At 63.4% G+C, this 16,450-nt stretch carries 13 protein-coding genes; 8 read left to right on the top strand and 5 right to left on the bottom strand.

Annotation, left to right across the window (positions count from 1 at the left end; all coding sequences use genetic code 11):
- Positions 1 to 9: 9 nt before the first annotated feature.
- The 5 genes from AAGS40_RS19640 to AAGS40_RS19660 all read right to left on the bottom strand — a co-directional run bounded on the left by AAGS40_RS19640 (position 10) and on the right by AAGS40_RS19660 (position 5,167).
- Entirely contained in the window at positions 10 to 1,338 is a 1,329-nt protein-coding gene (locus AAGS40_RS19640) for an MFS transporter (RefSeq protein WP_345816456.1), read from the bottom strand.
- Positions 1,339 to 1,466: 128 nt separating this feature from the next.
- Positions 1,467 to 2,216, bottom strand: a complete 750-nt coding sequence (locus tag AAGS40_RS19645) for an SDR family NAD(P)-dependent oxidoreductase (RefSeq protein WP_345816457.1) — start codon at positions 2,214 to 2,216, stop codon at positions 1,467 to 1,469.
- Between the two features lie 240 nt (positions 2,217 to 2,456).
- Entirely contained in the window at positions 2,457 to 3,353 is an 897-nt protein-coding gene (locus tag AAGS40_RS19650) for a LysR substrate-binding domain-containing protein (RefSeq protein ID WP_345816458.1), read from the bottom strand.
- Positions 3,354 to 3,650: 297 nt separating this feature from the next.
- Complete coding sequence (locus AAGS40_RS19655) at positions 3,651 to 3,818, bottom strand: hypothetical protein (protein ID WP_345816459.1); 168 nt, start codon at positions 3,816 to 3,818, stop codon at positions 3,651 to 3,653.
- A gap of 419 nt (positions 3,819 to 4,237) precedes the next feature.
- Complete coding sequence (locus AAGS40_RS19660; protein ID WP_345816460.1) at positions 4,238 to 5,167, bottom strand: LysR family transcriptional regulator; 930 nt, start codon at positions 5,165 to 5,167, stop codon at positions 4,238 to 4,240.
- A gap of 131 nt (positions 5,168 to 5,298) precedes the next feature.
- Here AAGS40_RS19660 and AAGS40_RS19665 point away from each other — a divergent pair, with 131 nt between their 5' ends.
- The 8 genes from AAGS40_RS19665 to AAGS40_RS19700 all read left to right on the top strand — a co-directional run bounded on the left by AAGS40_RS19665 (position 5,299) and on the right by AAGS40_RS19700 (position 16,401).
- Entirely contained in the window at positions 5,299 to 6,714 is a 1,416-nt protein-coding gene (locus tag AAGS40_RS19665; protein ID WP_345816461.1) for an MmgE/PrpD family protein, read from the top strand.
- A 9-nt stretch (positions 6,715 to 6,723) separates the two neighbouring features.
- A complete protein-coding gene (locus AAGS40_RS19670; RefSeq protein ID WP_345816462.1) occupies positions 6,724 to 8,079 on the top strand; it encodes an MFS transporter in 1,356 nt (451 codons plus the stop codon).
- A 47-nt stretch (positions 8,080 to 8,126) separates the two neighbouring features.
- Positions 8,127 to 9,584: an MmgE/PrpD family protein gene (locus AAGS40_RS19675; RefSeq protein ID WP_345816463.1), complete on the top strand. Its 1,458-nt coding sequence runs from the start codon at positions 8,127 to 8,129 to the stop codon at positions 9,582 to 9,584.
- Positions 9,581 to 10,948: an MmgE/PrpD family protein gene (locus tag AAGS40_RS19680; RefSeq protein WP_345816464.1), complete on the top strand. Its 1,368-nt coding sequence runs from the start codon at positions 9,581 to 9,583 to the stop codon at positions 10,946 to 10,948. The genes AAGS40_RS19675 and AAGS40_RS19680 overlap by 4 nt, the downstream gene beginning before the upstream one ends.
- Before the next feature lie 58 nt (positions 10,949 to 11,006).
- Complete coding sequence (locus AAGS40_RS19685) at positions 11,007 to 12,401, top strand: MFS transporter (RefSeq protein ID WP_345816465.1); 1,395 nt, start codon at positions 11,007 to 11,009, stop codon at positions 12,399 to 12,401.
- A 27-nt stretch (positions 12,402 to 12,428) separates the two neighbouring features.
- Entirely contained in the window at positions 12,429 to 13,928 is a 1,500-nt protein-coding gene (tcuA, locus tag AAGS40_RS19690) for an FAD-dependent tricarballylate dehydrogenase TcuA (protein ID WP_345816466.1), read from the top strand.
- Positions 13,929 to 13,976: 48 nt separating this feature from the next.
- A complete protein-coding gene (locus AAGS40_RS19695; RefSeq protein ID WP_345816467.1) occupies positions 13,977 to 15,080 on the top strand; it encodes a hypothetical protein in 1,104 nt (367 codons plus the stop codon).
- Positions 15,081 to 15,234: 154 nt separating this feature from the next.
- Positions 15,235 to 16,401: a hybrid sensor histidine kinase/response regulator gene (locus AAGS40_RS19700; RefSeq protein WP_345816468.1), complete on the top strand. Its 1,167-nt coding sequence runs from the start codon at positions 15,235 to 15,237 to the stop codon at positions 16,399 to 16,401.
- The last annotated feature ends 49 nt before the right edge of the window (positions 16,402 to 16,450 follow it).

The following is a 16,450-nucleotide window of genomic DNA, read 5'->3' on the forward strand; positions in this document are numbered from 1 at the left end:
GTCAGCGCGTCAGCGGTTCACTGACCTGGCCGGCACGAGGAATACGAGGCACGCGCCGATCGTCACGGCGATCGAGATGAAGATCAGGCCAGCTGTCGACTTGCCGGTGAAATCGTTCAACCAGCCGACGATCGCCGGTGAAAAGAAGCCGGCAAGATTCGCAAAACAGTTCACTGCGGCAATGCCCGCCGCGGCGGACATGCCACCGAGCAACGCCGTCGGCAACGACCAGAATTGCGACGACGACGCGAGGATGCCCGCAGCCGCGATGCTCAGACAGACGATGGACGCGGGCACACTGCCGAGCGCCGGCAGGATCGCAAACGCTCCCGCGGCGATCAGCATCGGAATGGCGAGATGCAGGCGGCGTTCGCGGCGATAGTCGGCGCTCATGCCGATCAGCGGCAGCGCGATGATCGCGCAGAGGTAAGGGATAGCAGTGAATACGCCCACCCACAGCGGGTCGGCGACGCCGGACTTGCGGATGATCGTCGGCAGCCAGAACGTCAGACCGTACTGGCCGAGCACCACGCAGAAATAGATAGCCGCCATTAGCCACAAGCGCCGGTCGCCAATGAAGGAGCGCACCGAAATATGAGCGACGGTCTGCGCGTTATCACTGGCGACATTGCGTGCGAGCAGGGCCTTCTCGGATTCGCTCAGCCATTTCGCTTTGGCAATGCCATCGTCCAGATAAAGCAGGATGGCGATGCCAAGCACGAGTGAAGGCACGGCTTCGAGCAGAAAGAGCCACTTCCAGCCGGCCATGTTCATCGCGCCCTGCAGCGAGTGCATGATCCAGCCCGACAGCGGTCCGCCGATAATGCCGGCGAGCGGAATCGCCATGAAGAAGAGCGATAAAGCCTTGGCCCGGCGCGCGGCGGGGAACCAGTAGGTCAGATAGAGAATGACGCCCGGCGCGAAGCCTGCCTCGGCCACACCGAGCAGAAAGCGCAATACGTAGAACGCCGTGGGCGACTTCACGAACACGAAGCAGGCGGAAATGACCGCCCAGGTGAGCATGATCCGCGCAAGCCATCTGCGCGCGCCGACGCGGTGCAGCACGATATTGCTCGGGACTTCGAACAGAAAGTAGCCAAGGAAGAAGATGCCCGCACCCATGCCGTACACGGTCTCGCTAAAGCGCAGATCGTTCAGCATTTGCAGCTTCGCAAAGCCGACGTTCACGCGGTCGAGATACGCACCGAGATAGCACAACATCAAAAATGGAATGAGCCGGCGACTGACTTTCGTGTATGTCTTCGATTCAAAGCTGGTCGTGTCCGCACGTGGTTCGAGATCGCCGGCGACGGCCGCAGCGGTGTACTTGGGTTTCATGGTGTCTCCTTTCTCGGCCCCGGGTGTGCCCGGTGTCAGTGTGGATGTCCGCCACGTGTGGTGGACTCCGGTCTCAGCGAGGCATGGGTGGCGCGTCATTGAAGCATGGCCGCCACGGGCGAACTATGTCAGTGAATCAGCATGCCGCCGTTCACGTCGAGCGTGACGCCCGTAAGATACGTCGACAGGTCGCTCACGAGGAAAAGGCAGGCGTTCGCGACATCGGCGGCGTCGCCGAGGCGGCCGAGCGGAATGCCTTTGATGATCTCCGTGCGCATCTCGGCGGTGAGCTTGTCGCCGGTGATGTCGGTCTGGATCAGACCTGGCGTGATCGAATTGACGCGAATGCTGTCCGCCCCGAATTCGCGGGCCATCGCGCGTGCGAGGCCAAGCACGCCGGCCTTGGCGGCGCTGTAATGAGGGCCGCCGAAGATACCGCCGCCGCGTTGCGCGGAGACCGACGACATGCAGACGATGCTGCCGTCTTTCTGATCTTTCATCGCCGGCAGCACGGCTTGCGACATGTAGAGTGTGCCGCGAAGGTTGACGTCGACGATTGCGTCGAAGCTGGCTGCGTTGATATCGAGTGTGCGCACCGGCTGCGTGATGCCGGCGTTATTGATCAGGCCGTCGATACGGCCAAAGCGCTCCAGCGTCGCTTTGGCGGCGGCTACGCAGGCATCCTTGTCGGTGACGTCGCAGGCCAGGCCGAGGTGCGCTTCGCCAAGGTCGGCGGCGGCGTTTTTTGCATCTTCCTCGCGCAGATCGAGGATCACAACTCGCGCGCCTTGTGCGGCCAGCGCCTTAGCGGTTGCCTTGCCAATTCCACGCGGCGAAGCCGCACCTGTCACGATCACGACCTTGTTCTCTAGCAGCATGAGTGTCTCCTGAGTGTTGACGTAGTGCTGCCAGTGTCAACTACGTGGTCAGTCGCATCAACGCCGTATCGCTCAACTTTGCTTGAGAAATTTTCAGGTGATCAGCACTGCAGGGTACGGCATGCAAAGCGTGCGTGCCGCGCCGCTGCACAACACAAGAGCGCGCGTCCCGCACCGGTGACGCGGCATGCAGGAAAACCCTCGGATACCGCCGAATAATTCAGGCAGGAGCTTGCGTGATCAGGATGGGCGCACCTTATGTCCCACCTCACGCTCCACCCATGCGATGAATCGCGCGACGCGTGGCAACTCCGCATTCTGTGGCGGATAGACCAGATGGTGCGCGCCGACCTCGACCGCGTAGCTCTCGTCGAAGACCGGCACGAGCGCGCCGTCGCGCATGCGCACCGACGCGAGCATCTGGCTTTCGAGCGCGATGCCAAGGCCGAGTGCCGCTGTTTCGAGCGACATGTACGAGCGATCGAACGAGAAGTCGAATGTCTTGTGCGCGGCCGCTACGCCCGTACGCCCGAACCACTGCTTCCATTGCACGAGCGGCGTCTCCGAAAAGATCAGGCGATGCTCCAGCAGATCTTCCGGCGTCCTGACCGGGTGCTTCGCCAGATAGGCAGGCGAGGCGAGCGGCGTGATGAACTCGTTGCGCAGCGTTCTGACTTCGAGGTCAGGCCAGTTCGCATAGCCGTGGCGCAAGTCGATGTCGTAGTACCCGCTGGTAAACGATACGCTTTCGTACGAGCACGCCACGTTCAACTGGATATCGCCATTGGCTTCCTGAAACGATTCCAGCCGCGGCAGCAGCCACATCAGGCCGAAGCTGGGACTGGAATGCACGCGCAGGATTTCGACGTCCGCGCGGCTCGACGCACGCTCGGTTGCGCGATTCAGATCCGCGAGAGAGCCCGTGACGTCGGACAGGTAGCGCTCGCCGGTGGAGGTCAGCACGAGGCCGCGACCTGACCGGTAGAACAGGGGCTGACCGATGATCGATTCGAGATTGCTGATCTGATGGCTCACGGCCGACGCGGTGAGCCCCAGTTCCTCGGCCGCGCGATTGACGCTCTTCGTTCTGGCCACGCTCTCGAAAGCAATGATGGCTTTCACGGGTGGGATACGCATAGTGAAAATTTTTTCAGCCGCAGTTGAAGGAAACAGCCTTGTTCGTATTCGCCGTGCCTGCATTCTTTGGGCAGACCGGATCAGCGGGCAATGAGGTGCGCCCAAAGCCAGGCCGGCAGCTTGATGGCCGGAAGTGCGGTCGACCATAAGCAGGCATGGCGCAGCGCAACAACTGCCCAGAAGACAGCAATGGATTATCCGACTTTCCTTTGCAATATGCGACCCGTCCTGTCGCATCGTCACTCCTTTTGATTCATTGCATCGTTGATCTGATCGCAGGCGCCTGTCGCGCAGCCGTCAGGGGAACGTCGTGCCTGTCAAACGGATTCGTTTATCGAGCGCATCGAGCGCATCGAGCGCATCAGGTGCGTCAGGTGCGTCAGGTGCATGAACTGCATCAGGCAGCGTCGCACGAAGAAAGTCATATGGCGTGCCGCGCAGAAGTTGCGCAAGCAGACGACTCATGGTTGAAGCGCCTTGCCAGTCGGCCGCACGTTCGATCGTCAAGAGCTTTGGACCGACCGACGTGCTGAAGGGATCCGCTCGAATTCAATGGCCAGCCGATCGATTCGTCATCGAGCGGTCTGGCAGTTGCGGGTACACACTTGCGTAAACGCTAGGCGCTGCTCAAAACGGCACACCCTGTCATTCGATATTCAGCCGTACTACACGTAAATGGCAGAAGCGTTCGCGCTCGCATGCAAGTTTCCCGACACGCCGATGGTGCTGAACCGCACCGGCATGCCAGTGGATCGCGCGCCCGAAGAAAAATCGACGCATGGAAACGCAGCATGACGCTGCACGCATCACTTGACGACCGTACCGCGCTTCTTCATGACCACGCAGAGCGCGTGTACCGCCTGTGGCTCGCGTGCACGCGCGGTTCATGCCGGTTCGTCCAGTATCGACGAATCGAACGGCGCCATTCTGCGCAGCGCGAGCCGGAAATCGCGCGCAATCGACGACAGTGCCGCATCGCGCCGCCGGATCAGGCCGATGGTTCGTGCGACAGTGGGGTTCACGAGCGGCCGTATCGCGATGCGCGCATGCGTGTCGCGCGGCGCCGCACAGCGTGGAATGATGGAGATGCCGAGGCCTGCTTCGACCAGTCCGAGCGAAGTGGTCAGATGTTCAATCTCGATCAGCCGGTCCGGGCGCCAGTCGATGTCCCTGAGCGCGGCGTCGAGCATGCGCCGGTTGCCGCTCGTCGTACCCGACACGATCAGCGGCCACGGACGCAGTTCGGGCCACGTCACGTGCTCGCTCGCGGCGAGCGGATGATCCACAGGGCAGGCCAGCACATAGGGATCGACGAGCAGCGCGTCGATGTCCAGCTCCGGCGACTCGTTCACCAGAAACGCAATGCCGAATTCCGCGTCGCCGGTCGTCACGCGCTGCACCACCGTGGCGAGATCGGCCTCGATCAGCCGCAGGCGCACTTCTGGACGACGCTTGTGATAATGGCCGACGATCTTCGGCAGCATGAACTTGGCGGCGGTCGGAATACAGGCAATCGTCAACTGACCCGTGCGAATCCGCGTCGCTTCACACACGAGTTGCAGCGAAGCATCGAGTTCGCGCAGCACGCCCTGTGCACGCGGCAGCAGCAACACACCTGAAGAAGTCAGCGCGACGTGACGCGTGGTGCGCTCGAACAGCAGCGTATCCAGTGCGTCTTCGAGCCTTTTGATGCGCCGCGTCAAAGCGGAGGGCGACAGATGCAGTTCGAGCGCCGCGTCGTTAAACGACGCGTGCGACGCCACCGAGACGAATGCTCGAAGCGCGTCGAGATCGACGCCTGGAAAACGGTTCATCTGATTCCCGCTTACTCTTGCACGTGACGCAATAATAATCACGTCACGTGCAATTCACAAATGGGCGTCGGCTGCGGATACTGAATGCACGACACGTTCCAAGCAAACCGATCCGCGCAAGGCCCCAACCGATGAACCAGCACAACGACATAGGCGCAAACCCTTACACCGGCGGCATTGCCTCTTTTGTCGCAGGCTTGCGCTACGAGGCGATTCCCGACGACGTGCGGGCGCGGATCAAACTCCTGATCCTCGACTCGCTCGGCTGCGCGATATTTGGCGCAGGTTTGCCGTGGAGCCGCATCCTCGCGCAGACGCTGCAGCGTGTCGACAGCACGCCCGGCTGTCATGTCTGGGGTATGCCGATGCGTTTGTCCGCGCCGCACGCTGCACTCGTCAACGGTACGCTGATCCAGAGTTTCGAACTCGACGACGTGCATCGCGTCGGCGTGTTGCATGTCGGCGCAGTCACGCTGCCCGCGGTGCTCGCTGTCGCCGAATTGCTGCGCGCCGATACGCCGATGACCGGCCGCGAATTCCTGCGGGCCTGCGTGGCCGGGTACGAAGTCGGTCCACGTGTGGGCATGTGTATGGGACCGGAGCATATCGCGCAGGGTTGGCATTCGGGTGCGACCGTCGGCGTCTTCTCCGCGGCGGCTGGCGCGGCCGCGGGGTTGCGGCTGGGCGCACAGCAGACGGTGCACGCACTCGGAATCGGCGGCACGCAATCGGCGGGATTGATGGCCGCCCAGTTCGGCGCGATGGTCAAACGCATGCATGCGGGCCGCGCCGCGCAAAGCGGGCTGTATGGCGCGCTGCTCGCGCAGAACGGCTTCACCGGCATCGTCGACGTATTCGAGAACCCGTATGGCGGCTTTTGCAGCACGTTCTCCCGATCGTCGGACCGGTTCGATCTGACACAACTCGTCGACGGTCTTGGTGAGCGATTCGAGACGATGCGCATTGCGCTGAAGTTCTATTCGTGCGTGGGCAGCAATCACACCACGCTCGACGCGATTCGCGCGATGCAGGCACGTCATCCGTTCGGCGCAGCGGATGTCGAGCGCATCGTCGTGCACGGCTCACGCGTCACCGTCGATCATGTCGGCTGGAAATACGTGCCGCAGGGATTGACGTCCGCGCAGCTGAATCTGCCTTATTGCGTCGCAACACTCCTGCTCGAAGGCGATGTCTTCGTCGATCAGTTCAGCGAAGAAAAGGTCACGGACGCCGAGCGCATGACGCTCGCAGACAAGGTACAGGTCGTCGAAGATCCCGCCATTACCGCGCGCGGATCGAAGCTGCGGCATATGGTGCGCGTGGAAGTCGAGTTGCGCGACGGCACACGGCTCGAAGAGACCGTGGAGGCGCAGCGGGGCAGCGAACATGCGTTCGCGAGCGAAGCGGATATTGTTGCGAAGATGCAAAAGCTTGCCGCGCACCGTATCGACGCGCAGCAGATCGCGCGGATCGTCGACTGGGTCATGCATGCCGAAGACCAGCCTGACGCAAGCGAACTGGCGCGCCTTCTCGCGACCGCCGCCTGAGGACATAACGTGGCCGCCACTGCGCATACCTTGACGCTGCCGACGACGCAGGCCGCGCGGCGCGAACGCTTGCGCTCGATCATCGGCGGCAGCGCGGGCAACGTGATCGAGTGGTACGACTTTCTCGCGTATTCGATTTTCTCGATCTACTTCAGTAAAGCGTTCTTTCCCGGCGGCAGCCAGACTGCGCAGCTATTAAATGCCGCAGCCGTCGCGGCAATCGGCTATGTCGTGCGGCCGCTCGGCAGCTGGGCGATCGGCGCGCTGGCCGACCGGCATGGACGGCGCGTCGCGTTGAGCATGTCGGTCGCGATGATGAGCGTCGGCTCGCTGATCATCGCGTTCACGCCGACCTACGGGTCGATCGGTGTGGCCGCGCCTGCCGTGCTGGTTGGCGCGCGTCTGTTGCAAGGCTTCAGCATGGGCGGTGAAGCCGGCACGAGCGCGACGTATCTGAGCGAAATGGCGCCGACAGGCCGTCGCGGATTTTTCGTCGGCTTCGTCCAGGTGACGGTGGTGATGGGCCAACTCGTCGCGCTCGCGCTGATGCTCGTTCTGCAACGATTGATGCTGACGCCGACGCAGCTCGAACAGTGGGGATGGCGCATTCCGTTTGCAATTGGTGGGGCGCTCGCGGTATTCGCACTGTATCTGCGCCGCGGAATCGCGGAAACCGACGCGTTCGAGCGTGAAGGCGCAACCGGCAGCGGCGCGCACACGGAACGACCGCAGGGCGAGCGGGGCAGCCTCCTCGTGCTGCTGATCCAGCACCGACGTCAGACGCTGTGGACGATCGGCATCAGCGTCGGCGGCACGGTCGCTTTCTATACCTTCACGATTTACCTGCAAAAGTTCATGGTCAACACGAGCGGTTTCAGCCGTAATACCGCGACGCTGATCGCAACCGTCGCGCTCGTCATTTATATGGGTTTTCAACCGCTATTTGGTTTGTTGTCCGATCTGGTTGGACGGCGGCCGGTCATGTTGATCTTTGGCGTGGGTGGAACGTTTCTCACCGTGCCGCTGATGCACGCGCTCGGCGCGACCCATAGCGCGCTTACCGCATTTGCGCTAAATCTCGCGGCGCTCGGCATTCTCAGCGGGTTTTCGTCGATTCATTGGCTCGTGAAGTCCGAACTCTTTCCTGCGAAGGTGCGTGCGCTCGGCGTCGGGCTGCCGTTCGCAATCGTATCGTCGGTGATGGGCGGAACGACGGAATATCTCGCGCTGCGCTTCAAGCATGCGGGCCACGAATCGTGGTTCTTCTATTACGTCAGCGCCTGCGCAGCCGTATCGCTCATCACGTACGTGCTGATGCCGGAGACACGCCATCGCTCGGTGATCGACGAGGAAGCGCGTCGGTAGGTGGTGGCAATCGGTTAGTCGTGCATCAGTTAAACGGAGACGCTTTCATGCAGCCGGCTTCTTCCGCTGGGCCCAGCGCGGCGCAGTTGCTGTCCGACTACGCGCTCGGTGTGCGATACGAGCAGTTTCCCGCCGGCATCGTGCGGCTGGCGAAAGACTGTCTGATCGACGCGATCGGCGCGGCGATTTACGGACACGAGGTCGAAGCAGGCCAGGCCGCACTGCGCTACGTCAGCGATGCGGCACCGGGGCCGTGCGCGATCCCCGGCACGGCGCGGCGCGTGACGGCCGATGCGGCTGCTTTCGCGGGCGGTGTGCTTGTCCACGCCGCCGAACTCGACAGTTTGCGGCAACCCGGCGCGGGCGTTCATCCGGGCGCGTCGCTCGTTCCGGTTGCGCTTGCGGCCGCGCAGATTGGCGGCGCATCGGGGCGGGACGTGCTGGCCGCGCTGGTCGCGGGAATCGAGGTGCTGTTTCGCGTCGGCGCGGCCACGAAGCATTCCGCGGAAGCGCGCGGCTTCCATGCGCCGGGCCTCACCGGACCGTTCGGCGCGGCGGTCGTCGCGGGCAAACTCGCGGGTGTCGATGCGGCCATGCTGCGGCGTGCGCTGGGTCTGGCGGGCTCGCTAAGCGGCGGCCTGCTCGAATTCTCGAAGTCCGGCGACGGGGGGCTCGTCAAACGGCTGCATCTTGGACGCGCGGCGCAGTCCGGGATCGTCGCGGTGCAACTCGCGCAAGCGGGATTCGATGGACCCTCGACGGTACTGGAGGGCCGCTACGGCTTCCTGCACGCGTACTGCGAGGTCTCGGACCCCGCACGTTTGACCGAGGGTCTCGGCACGCACTATGAAACGCCGACGCTATGCCTGAAGCGCTACGCGTGTCACATCGTTGCGCACACGCCGGTTTTCGCTGCGCAGCAGTTGCGCGCCGCGCACGACATCGACGCGCGCCGGATTGCCTCGATCCGCATCGAGGGCGCACCGCGCCTTGCAGCGAATCACGACATCAAAGAGCCGGCCAATCAGGTGCTCGCGCAATACAGTGTGCCGATCTGCGTCGCTGCGGCTTTGCTGCACGATGCCGACGATCCGTCGACGTTCGGTGCACGGCTGCTGAGCGATGCATCGATTCGCGAACTCGCGCAGCGCGTGACGCTCGTGTCGACCGACACAATCGGGTTTAAAGACGGGCTCAAAAACGCGCTCGCAACCGTCACGCGGATCACGCTCGATAACGGTACGACATATGAACTGGCGCAAAACGATTTTCCCGGTTGCCCGTCGACGCCGCTGACGCCGGCGCAGTTGCGCAGCAAGTTCCTGCGCATGACGACGCGCCTGGGCAGCGCGGCCGACGCGCTATTCGAGCGGCTGGATCAGATCGAGAACGAAACGGATCTGCATTGGCTCGATGCGCTGCCGGCTTCGACGTCGCCTTCGTCGTCGGGTTTGCGGCGCAGCGCGTCGCCGGATTTATCGCTCGTACGGGGAGACCAGGGATGAGCATCGCACACTCGCTTGGTGAACGGATCGCCGCCTTCACCGCCGCCGACCTGCCGGACGAGGCGCTGCGCTGGGCGCGCATAGGCGTGATCGATACGATCGGCGTGACGCTGGCAGGCGCGGCGGAGCCTTGTGCGCGGATCGCACGGACCGTCGCGTCGCCTTCTGACGGCGCCGCGCTCGTGCTGGGCTCACGTTTGCGAATGAAGCCGAGCGACGCCGCGCTGGTCAATGGAACGGCCGCGCATGCACTCGATTTCGACGATTGCAGCAACACGCTGGGCGGCCATCCGTCCGCGCCGATTCTGCCCGCGCTGCTGGCGCTGGCAGAGGAGAACCATGCATGCGGGCTGCGATTCGTCACCGCGTATGTGGCCGGTTTCGAAACGCAGGCCCGTATTGCCCGCGCAGTCAACTTTCATCATTACGATAAAGGTTGGCACCCGACGGCTACGCTCGGCGTATTCGGTGCATGTGCCGCATCGGCGCATCTGCTTGAACTCGACGCGGCGCACACGGCGACGGCGCTCTCGATTGCGGCCTCGTTCGCCTCGGGCATCAAGGCCAATTTCGGCACGATGACGAAGCCGTTGCATGTCGGCCATGCGTCGCGTAATGGACTGGTTGCGGCACTGCTGGCGCGAGAGGGTTTTAACGCAGGCGACGAAGCGTTCGAACACCGTCAGGGATTTTTCAACGTGTACAACGGCGCGGGGCATTACGACGCCGATGCCCCGCTCGCACACTGGGCCGAACCGCTCGACATCGTCGAGCCGGGGATTGCGATCAAGCAGTACCCATGCTGCGGCAGCACACACCCTGCCATCGACGCGATGCTGATGCTCGTGAGCGAATACGGACTGACGCCGGACCAGGTCGAAGCGGTCGTCTCGTGGACTCACCCGCGGCGTCTCCAGCACACGAACCGCCCGCAACCGGCGAGTGCGCTCGACGCCAAATTCAGCGTGCAGTACTGCGTGGCGCGCGCGCTCGCGCAAGGGCGCGTCGTGCTGTCCGACTTCGAGGGCGACGCGTATGCCGACCCAGCGATTCGTGCGCTGATGGCCAGGATCGTCGCCGAACCCGACCCGCAGGCGGATCGGCAACCGGACCACTTCGGCGCGGAAGTGGTCGTGCAGCTTCGCGATGGGCGTCGTGTCTCGAAACGCGTTGCGCGCGCAGCGGGCCGCACGTCGGCGAATCCGCTGCCGGACGAGCGGATCGAGGCCAAGTTTCTCGACTGCGCGAATCATGCATTGACGCCCGGAGCGAGCCGCGACGCGCTCGGGATGCTATGGCGCGTCGACAGCCTGCAGGACATGACGGCGTTGACCGCGTTGCTCGAAACGGGTTTGCGGCATTGATGCAGCTGGCGTGATTGCATACCCGCACGGCCAGCAAAACAAACGGATGGAGACAGGCATGAACGACTCACTCGTCGCCGCGCGCGTCGACCGCTTGCCGAACTCGCGGATGCATCGGGAATGGATGTTCCTGTTCGCCATTCCGCTTTTCTTCGACAGTTGCGATATCAACACCTTCGCGTCGGCCGCGCCTGCGCTCATCCGGCACTGGCATATCGCGATCAACGAAATCGCGCTGATTACGTCGGCAAGTTTCATCGGTATGTTCTTTGGCGCGACGCTCGGCGGCCTGCTGTCGGACAGAATGGGACGCAAACACTCGCTGATGCTGTTCGTGCTGATCTCGTCATTCGGATCGCTGGCGACCGCGCTGGTGCCGAGCGTGCCGTATCTGTTTGCGGCACGCGTCGTCACCGGCTTCGGTATTTCAGCGGGCATGGTGACGGTGATGACCTATATCGCCGAACTCTTTCCGGCGCGCTCGCGCGGCACCTGGCAATCGTGGGCGATGGTCATCAACCTGTGCGCGATCCCGATGACGAACCTCGTCGCGCGTCTGCTCGTGCCGTTTGGACCGGATGGCTGGCGCTGGGTGTTCGTGTGGGGCGCGCTCGGCGTCGCGTTTCCGCTGATCGCGAGGCGTCTGCCCGAATCGCCGCGCTGGAGTGCGCGGGCAGGGCGCTTCGACGAGGCCGAGGCCGCGCTGGCGGCAATGGAAGCGCGCAGCATCGCCGAGGGGCATGTGCTCAGTTCACCTGAAGTGATTTCGCGGCCGCCCGAAGCGCGCGAACCGTGGCGGACGATGTTCAACAGCGTTTACCGGCGCCGTACGCTCACACTCTGCGCGATCTGGCTGCTGCAGACCATCGGTTTTTATGGCTTCGAAGCGTGGGTGCCGACGCTGCTGGTCCATCACGGCATCACGATTGCCAGTAGCCTGACGTATTTCACGCTGATCAACGTGGGCGCGCCGCTTGGCGCGCTGCTGGCGGTCTACCCATCCGACCGGTACGAACGCAAACATCTGATCGCGCTGGTTGCGCTGCTGATCGCCGGATTCGGCCTGTTGTACGGCTTGAGCTTTACGCCGGTATTGATCGTGACGTTCGGTTTTGCGGTCGGCATGCTGACGCAGACCTTTGCGACGTTGCTGTACTCGTACACGCCCGAACAGTTTCCGACCGGCGTGCGTAATAGCGCAACCGGGCTCACCTACGGCGCAGGGCGCATTGCGAACGTCGCGAATGCATTCGTGATCGCGGCCATCTACACGAACTACGGTTACGTGACCGTGTTCATGTACATAGCGGGCGCATGGTTCCTCACCGCGTTGATCACGCTCGTGTTCGGTCCGCGTACCACGGGCCGCAGTCTCGAAACCTTGAACCCTGTCGTGGATGCCGGGTCGGACGCCGCGTCGCTGACTCCGCTCGCCGAATATCCGCGCCGCTAGCCCACACTGGAACTGGAGAGCCAACTGATGACCTTCGACGAACTCACCGATATCGACGTGCTCGTGATCGGCGCGGGCAATGCCGCCGCCAATGCGGCGCTTGCCGCGCGGGAAGGCGGGGCGAAACGCATCGTGCTGCTGGAGAGCGCGCCGGAAGACGCGCGCGGCGGCAATTCGGCCTTTACGGGCGGCGCGTTCCGCTTTGTCTACGATTCGGTCGACGACCTGCTCAAGCTTGCGCCGGATATCGCGGAACTGGATTTGCCGAACATCGACTTCGGCACCTATACGCGTGAGCAGTACTTCGACGATATTGGCCGGCTCACGGAATTTCGCGCCGATCCGGATCTCACCGATGTCTTGATCGGCAACAGCTACGATGCCGCATTGTGGCTCAGGAAGCATGGCGTGCGGTTCCAGCCGGCGCTCGGGCGGCAGGCGTTTCGCGTCGAAGGCAAGTTCAGGTTCTGGGGCGGCCTTGCGTGCCACATTCTCGGCGGCGGCACGCATCTCGTCGAAACGCTGCATTACGCGCTGAAGGAGGCCGGCATCGGCGTGCTGTATCGCACGCAGGCGATGGGACTTCTGCATGGCGACGGCGGCATCGAGGGTGTGCGGGCAATGCACGAAGGGCGTCAGGTCGAGATCAGGGCGGGAGCGGTCGTGCTGGCGTGCGGCGGCTTCGAATCGAGTGCGGAGATGCGTGCGCGTTATCTGGGCCCCAACTGGGATCTGGCGAAGGTGCGCGGCACGCGCTACAACACCGGCTGGGGCCACAAGATGGCAATGGAGATCGGTGCGGCGGTGACGGGCCATTGGTCTGGCGCGCACGCGGTGCAGTGGGACATGAATGCGCCGGAATATGGCGACCTGACGATCGGCGACCGCTTCCAGAAACACAACTACCCGTTCGGTATTCTGGTGAACGCAAAAGGCGAGCGTTTTCTCGACGAAGGGCTCGACTTTCATAGCTTCACCTACGCGAAGTATGGCCACGAAGTGCTGCGCCAGCCCGGGCTTTTCGCATGGCAGATTTTCGACCAGAAAGTCGTCAAATTGCTGCGCGACGAGTATCGGATCGCGCGCATCACGAAAGAGACAGCCAATACGCTCGAAGCACTCGCGCCGAAACTCACCGGCGTCGACCCCGAGGGCTTCATGCGGACCGTGCGCGCATACAACGACGCATCCCGTCCGGATGTGCCGTTCAATCCGAACATTCACGACGGTCTGCGCACGCGCGGCCTGGCAATCGACAAGACCAACTGGGCCAACCGGCTCGATACGCCGCCTTTCGAAGCTTATGGCGTGACGACGGGCGTCACGTTCACGTTCGGCGGCCTCAAGGTATCGACAGACGCCGAAGTGCTCGACACGTCGGGCACGCCGATTCGCGGGCTCTATGCGGCCGGCGAGATCGTCGGTGGTCTTTACTATCACAACTATGGCAGCGGCACGGGACTGGTTGCGGGCGTGGTGTTCGGCCGGCGTGCCGGCGCGGGCGCGGCGCGGTGCGTCGCGCGCTAGCTGGCGTGCCGGTTCCTGCCTCGAAACATTTATCCGGGACCCGATACCATGCTGCTGATCGATAACGACTGCGTCGCACGTGTGCTGTCCATGCGCGACTGTATCGACGTACAGGAACGCGCGTTCGCGGGATTGCCGGGTGGTGCGTCGATCGGGCGGCCGCGTATCGACACCTACGTGCCGACCCGGCGCGAAGACAGCTATTACCGCTTCGGTTCCGTCGACGGCGCGACCGGCGGCGTGCTGGCGGTGCGGCTCAAGTCGGACGTGATGGTATGGCCGGGCGGCGCCGACGGCCGCGCGGAAAGCGAGCAGAAGTACTGTGTCGAGCCCGGCACGTATTGCGGTCTGGTCATGCTGTTCAGCACGGAAAACGGCGCACCGCTTGCCATCGTCAACGACGGGCATCTGCAACACATGCGCGTGGGCGGCGCGGCAGGGCTCGGCACGCGGCTGCTCGCACGGGAGGACGCGCACACGGTCGGCATGATCGGCTCGGGCGGAATGGCGCAAACGTTTCTGCAGGCGCTCGTGGCGGTGCGCGACATTCGCCGTGTACGCGTGTTCAGCCGTCAGGAGGCGAACCGCACAAGATTCGCCCGGGAAATGGCAGCGCAACTCGGAATTGAAGTCGAGGCCGTGAACGCCGCTGAACGGGCGGTGCGCGGCGCCGACATCGTCGCTACCTGCACCGACAGCATGACGCCGGTGCTCGACGCCGACTGGCTGGAGCCCGGTATGCACGTGCTCGCGCTGACACCGCGGGAGTTCGACGCGCGCGTGGCCAGCCGTTTCGACGTGACGATTGCGCAGGGTCACGAACGGCTGCCGATGGCGGAAAGCGAGCGCTTCAGCCAGCGGGTATCGGGAAGCCCTAACGCGTTCATCGGCGGAAGCAGCGAAGAGCGGGCGCGGCTGCCTGTGTCGCGCGGCGCAAGGGTGGATACGAGCGGGTGGCCGGTCTATACCGACGTGATCACAGGCCGTGCGCCTGGCCGCACCGGCGCGAACCAGATCACGTTCTACTACACCGTCGGCAACTGGGGCGTACAGTTCGCAGCGGTAGGCGGACATGTGTATCGCGAAGCGTTGCGGCTCGGCGTTGGGCTCGAATTGCCGGATCGCTATTTTCTGCAGTCCATCAGAAACTAGCGGCAGCGCGGCCGGAGCATCCGTGCCTGTCTCCTGCGATGGCCGCGAGGCCGCGTGGCCGCACGGAAGAAACGGATCAATCGCAAAAGCCGGGTGGTAGAATTATTTTCCGTTTGTCCCGCCAACCCGCTCACCTTCTTTCGCCGGGAATTCGATGACTGACATCATGCAGCCGCCGTTTTCCATTCTGTTCGTCGACGACGACGAGATGTCGCGCAACCACTTCGCACGGTCGCTGCGCGCAGACTACTGTGTGCATGTCGCCGCTGGTGCGGACGCTGCCATCGCCGTGCTGAAAGAGTACGGCTCGGAGATCGCAGTGCTGGTGACCGATTTCCGCATGCCGGGCCGCGATGGCGACGACCTGCTGCGACAGGTCGCGCAGGAGTACCCACAGATCGTGCGCATTCTCGTCACCGCTTATGCCGACAAGGACATGCTGCTGCAAACGGTCAATATCGGCGACATTTTCCGCATTCTCGAAAAGCCATTGCGCACGGACGCCGTGCGCGACGTGTTGAAACTCGCCGTAGCGCGCTACAGCGAACGGGAAACACATCAGCAGCGGCTGCTTGCGATGGACGAGACGCTCGCATTTCTCGCCCATGAACTGAATACGCCGCTTGCCGCGATTTCGTTGTTCGCGCGTTCGGTGGAGGGCGATGTCGCGCTGCAATATGAACCCGACCGTCAGAAGGCTATCGGCGAAGCGGCCACCTCAATGCTAAACAATGCGCAGTACTGCCTCACGCTGATTTCGTCGTTCTGGGCCACCGTGCACCGGACCGGCGGCCAGCAGTCGGCGGCGGCCGGCAGCCTGCGCGAGGTCAAGGCAACGCGGCTGATCACTACGCTCGTCGACACGTTTCCGTTCGCCGGCGCGCAGCGTGACTGGGTCAGTGTCGATGTGCAGGGCGACTTCATGGTGAGCGCCATGCCGAACTGCGTCGCGCTGGTGCTGTCCTCGTTGATGTCGAACGCACTGCGCGCGCTCGAGGGCACGGCGGCGCCGTCGTTGCGCGTGGAAGTGGTCAGCGCGCCCGCGCCCGAGATCCGGATCCGCGACAACGGTCCGGGCATTGCGCCTGAAATCAAGGCGCGTCTGCTGGTCGAACCGGTCACTACGCACGCCGGCTCCGGCGGTCACGGCATGGGCATGATTTTCTGCCATCGCATCATGCAGTCTTTCGGCGGCAGCCTGCGGGTCGAATCCGAACCGGGAGAGGGCACGACGGTCACCATGGGCTTCCCCAACCTGAAAAGCCGCCCATCTGACGAAGATGACCAGCAACCGCTTGCCGCGCCACTCACATCGAAGTGAATTCGCAGGCCGCCCGCGCAGTGGCGTTGGGGCGGTACGGGCATGCGTG

The organism is Paraburkholderia sp. PREW-6R (genome assembly GCF_039621805.1).
Classification (GTDB): domain Bacteria; phylum Pseudomonadota; class Gammaproteobacteria; order Burkholderiales; family Burkholderiaceae; genus Paraburkholderia.

Excerpts from the sequence above, each read along its gene's own strand:
- AAGS40_RS19655 (WP_345816459.1), bottom strand. The coding sequence starts at position 3,818 with ATGAGTCGTCTGCTTGCGCAACTTCTGCGCGGCACGCCATATGACTTT.
- AAGS40_RS19660 (WP_345816460.1), bottom strand. The coding sequence starts at position 5,167 with ATGAACCGTTTTCCAGGCGTCGATCTCGACGCGCTTCGAGCATTCGTC.
- AAGS40_RS19700 (WP_345816468.1), top strand. The coding sequence starts at position 15,235 with ATGACTGACATCATGCAGCCGCCGTTTTCCATTCTGTTCGTCGACGAC.
- AAGS40_RS19675 (WP_345816463.1), top strand. The coding sequence starts at position 8,127 with ATGCAGCCGGCTTCTTCCGCTGGGCCCAGCGCGGCGCAGTTGCTGTCC.
- AAGS40_RS19650 (WP_345816458.1), bottom strand. The coding sequence starts at position 3,353 with ATGCGTATCCCACCCGTGAAAGCCATCATTGCTTTCGAGAGCGTGGCC.
- AAGS40_RS19685 (WP_345816465.1), top strand. The coding sequence starts at position 11,007 with ATGAACGACTCACTCGTCGCCGCGCGCGTCGACCGCTTGCCGAACTCG.
- AAGS40_RS19640 (WP_345816456.1), bottom strand. The coding sequence starts at position 1,338 with ATGAAACCCAAGTACACCGCTGCGGCCGTCGCCGGCGATCTCGAACCA.
- AAGS40_RS19665 (WP_345816461.1), top strand. The coding sequence starts at position 5,299 with ATGAACCAGCACAACGACATAGGCGCAAACCCTTACACCGGCGGCATT.
- tcuA (WP_345816466.1), top strand. The coding sequence starts at position 12,429 with ATGACCTTCGACGAACTCACCGATATCGACGTGCTCGTGATCGGCGCG.
- AAGS40_RS19680 (WP_345816464.1), top strand. The coding sequence starts at position 9,581 with ATGAGCATCGCACACTCGCTTGGTGAACGGATCGCCGCCTTCACCGCC.
- AAGS40_RS19645 (WP_345816457.1), bottom strand. The coding sequence starts at position 2,216 with ATGCTGCTAGAGAACAAGGTCGTGATCGTGACAGGTGCGGCTTCGCCG.
- AAGS40_RS19695 (WP_345816467.1), top strand. The coding sequence starts at position 13,977 with ATGCTGCTGATCGATAACGACTGCGTCGCACGTGTGCTGTCCATGCGC.